This window comes from Streptomyces sp. NPDC050743, from assembly GCF_044456925.1.
Lineage (GTDB): Bacteria > Actinomycetota > Actinomycetes > Streptomycetales > Streptomycetaceae > Streptomyces.
This window is the reverse complement of sequence record NZ_JBITGJ010000266.1, coordinates 1-3,346: the sequence shown is the minus strand read 5'-3', so window position 1 is coordinate 3,346 and position 3,346 is coordinate 1. Positions and strand designations below refer to the sequence as shown.

Below are 3,346 nucleotides of genomic sequence, written 5' to 3'. Positions count from 1 at the left end.
CGACGCCGAGGCGAGGCGATCAACCACGCCGTCGCAGGCGTCGCCGCACTCCACAACCTTAAGCTCGACATCCGGTAAACGAAGCACCCCGCGCGAGGCAGCAGTTTCCTGCCCGCATTACGTGATGGCTCTTAGCGTGGACGTGTTCGCGGATCCGGTCCGACTGAACCGGACGAAGCCGTGATCGCTGGTCCGAGCGGATCGAAGCTCACGACCCCGTAGACATCAGCCTCTTCGAGAACGGGAAACACAAGTGAAAGCTGTCTGCACCGTATTCGTCGGAACCCGGCCCATGGTGGTGAATGTGGCCGGTGAATTGGACATCGCCACCGCCTCCCACACGGACGCCATCTTCACCGCCGCGAGCAGCGGCACCCATCCTGAGGTCGTCATAGACCTGAGGCAGGTCACCTTCCTGGACTGTGCGGGAGTGCGCCCGCTGGCAGCCGCCGCGCGCCGAATCCACGAGGCCGGGGGCTCGCTGACCCTGCTGGCCGATCACCCCATGGTCCTCAAGGTGCTGCGCTTCAACAATCTGATTCCTCGCAGAGTCGCGTCGGCCGACGGCGCCATCCCGGCCCAGCATGTCCCCGCGTACCCGCTTGCGGTGCATCGCTGCGACCACCGCTGTCGTGCGCTGGCGGAGGAAAGGTGACGCAGCCGGACCTGACACGACTCGAAGCGGGATGCATGTACGTCGTCTGCCGCTTAGGGCGCGTATTGAGTCGTGATCATTCGGTGGTTCGGGTGAGGTCTTTGATCCAGATCATCGAGGCGCGCAGGTGGAGGCCGGCGAGGTAGCTGTCTGGGGTCTTGTCGTACCGGGTGGCTATGCCTCGCCAGGCCTTGAGCTTGTTGATCAGGCGCTCAACGGTGTTCCTCTCCTTGTTGAGGCCGGTGTCGTGGCTGACGGGCCGGCCGCCCCCGGAGCCCTTCTTCTTCCGGTTGGCGGCCTGGTCCTTCTTCTCCGGGATCACTGCCTTGATGCCGCGTCTGCGCAGCTGGGCCCGGTTGCCGCGGGAGGAGTAGGCCTTGTTCAGCGGCGACCGCGTCCGGCCGGCTGCGGGGGCGGCCGACGGGGCCGCGGACCCGTAACTTCTTGAGCACGGGGATGAACTGCGGGCTGTCGGCAGCCTGGCCCGCGGTCAGCACGAACGCCAGCGGACGGCACTTGCGGTCGGCGGCGAGGTGGACCTTGCTGGTCTGCCCGCCTCTGGAGCGTCCCAGGAGGGCGGCCTTCAACCGGAGTTTTCGCCGACGCCGGATGCGTCGGCGCTCCTGATCTGCTTCGGCGTTCTGTCCGTCTTGTTCTTCGACGCTGCCCCTTTTGACCTGGCCTTCTCCGCCTCGGTGGCAGCCTTCTCCAGCGCCGTGAGGACGTCCTCGCCCATATGCATCCCGGCCGCGTCGTGGTGAGCGCGCGCGGTGGTGGAGTCGATGCTGACCAGGGACAGATCGACCTCACCCCGCTTCGCGGCTTCCGCGATCAGGCCCTCCAGCAGAGCCTCGAAGACGCCGGCGTCACGCCACTGCCGGAAGCGGTTGTGGACGTCGACCAGGCGCCGAACTCCTGCGGCATCTCCCGCCACTGCCCGCCGGTCTTGAACCGCCAAATCACCCCCTCGAACTGCTGCCGCAGCCGCTCGGGGTACGGGCCGTACTCGCCGATCGGCAGGTACGGCTCGATGAACTCCCATTCTTCGTCCGTCAGTTGCACTCGCGTCACGTCAGAAGGTCTACCGGTCCAGACCCCGCCACGAAGGCGAATCCCGCAGATTGATCACGACTCGATACGCGCCCTAGTGCCGGTCATCGGACGCCGCCGCTACGCCGCGCATGCCCGGCGTGTCCATGGCACGACCCGGCCTGCGCGCCTCGGCACCCGAACATGACTCTGATCGACGCGCCCTTCGGCTGCACGACCGCCGCCCTTGGAGCTCTGCCGCCGCTGTCCGTGCTCGAACTGGCCCTGGTGGAAGAGGGCCGTGGCATGCGCGATGGCCTGGCCGCGGGGGTCTCGACCGCACAGCGGGCCAGTGAGCTCGGTTTCCGCCGGGTGTGGGTGGCCGAGCACCACCGGTACCGGTCCGTCGGGAGCGTCGCGCCGCCCGTACTGTCCGCCCATCTCGCGGCGATGACGTCCGGGATCCGGATCGGCTCGGGCGGAGTCCTCCTGACCAACCATGTTCCACTCGCTGTCGCCGAGCAGTTCGGCACGCTTTCAGCCGTGCATCCCGGCCGCATCGACCTGGGCATCGGCCGCGGGCCGGGCACGGACGACCTCGACACCGTTCGGGCACTGCGGCGGGGCGGCTGACCGGGCGACGGACGCCGAGTACCGCAACGGCGTCATCGAACTGCTGGAGTACCTGGCCGACGCGGACCAGGCGCGTGTGCTGCCCGAAGCCGACGTGCCCCCGAGCCCTGGCTGCTGTCGTCGGGCGTAACAGGCGCTGAACTGGCCGCCGGGCTCGGTCTGCCCCTCGCTTTCGCACATCACATTCGGCCCGGCAACACGGTCGAGGTCGTCTCGACGAGGTCAGTGCGCCCGAGCTGATCTACCCGCACTGGCACCAAGCCTTCCTCGTGTCGGAGCGGTTCAGCGAACCGGACATGGCGCTACACCGGCCGGCCAGATGATGGGGCCGATGCGTGCTCCGCACCAAATCGGGGTCTCCTCGACGGGCGGTGAGCGTCTTGATGCCCGCCGCCAAAGTAGCTTCATCCAGTGCCCATCACGCACGGTGCGGCCCTTGTAGTGGATGCTGACCCACTTGCCCCGGTCCATAGGACCCGGCTCGTCAGATGCCCCTCTGTGCCTCCGTGTTCACCGAGTCGATCGCGTGACGAGACGCGTCCAGCTCGCCACGAGCGTCGAATTCAGGCGGTCGAGCTTGGCCCACACCCCGGGCCTCCGACCACTGGGCAAAGCGGCTTCGGGGCCCGCTCCATTTCCGGGTGCAATGGGCTGATGCCAAGTCAGGGGCGGTCTTGACCGGCCGGATCTCCAACGAGTCCGAGGAATGAGCCCAGGGGGCAGGCCGGTCTGCGGCCCGGACGGACAGTTGACCGTGGCCCCCGGCGCGGACAGTACAGCGCCTGGGCGGTGAGGACGATACCGGTGACTCAGCCGGCCCGCACCGGTGCCGTATGGGCGCCGTAGTTGCCTGCACCCAGCAGGACCAGCGTTGCGACGTTCTGGGAGCGCGGCCCGTTCTCGCATCTCACGCGCCTTGCTGTACCGCACTCCTCAATGAGCCTTTCCCGGTAAGCGATCATGCCTGTGTGTGATCGTTCAGATGGTGCGGTCGTATTCGAGCTGGAGCAGGACGAGGGCTGCGGCGGC

3 protein-coding genes and 1 pseudogene are annotated in these 3,346 nt (G+C 67.6%); 3 read left to right on the top strand and 1 reads right to left on the bottom strand.

The annotated features are described in order from the left end of the window. Positions 1-184 (top strand): hypothetical protein (locus ACIBJF_RS52710; protein ID WP_399185008.1); only part of this gene is annotated, 184 nt, incomplete at its 5' end. A gap of 108 nt (positions 185-292) precedes the next feature. Further along, on the top strand, positions 293-655 hold the full coding sequence (locus ACIBJF_RS52705; RefSeq protein ID WP_399185007.1) for an STAS domain-containing protein: 363 nt from the start codon (positions 293-295) through the stop codon (positions 653-655). Positions 656-731: 76 nt separating this feature from the next. Here ACIBJF_RS52705 and ACIBJF_RS52700 read toward each other — a convergent pair. Next, positions 732-1,726 (bottom strand): annotated as a pseudogene (locus ACIBJF_RS52700) (IS5 family transposase). Between the two features lie 162 nt (positions 1,727-1,888). Here ACIBJF_RS52700 and ACIBJF_RS52695 point away from each other — a divergent pair. Beyond that, positions 1,889-2,317, top strand: coding sequence for an MsnO8 family LLM class oxidoreductase (locus ACIBJF_RS52695; protein ID WP_399185006.1), 429 nt, complete (start codon positions 1,889-1,891; stop codon positions 2,315-2,317). Positions 2,318-3,346 lie beyond the last annotated feature (1,029 nt).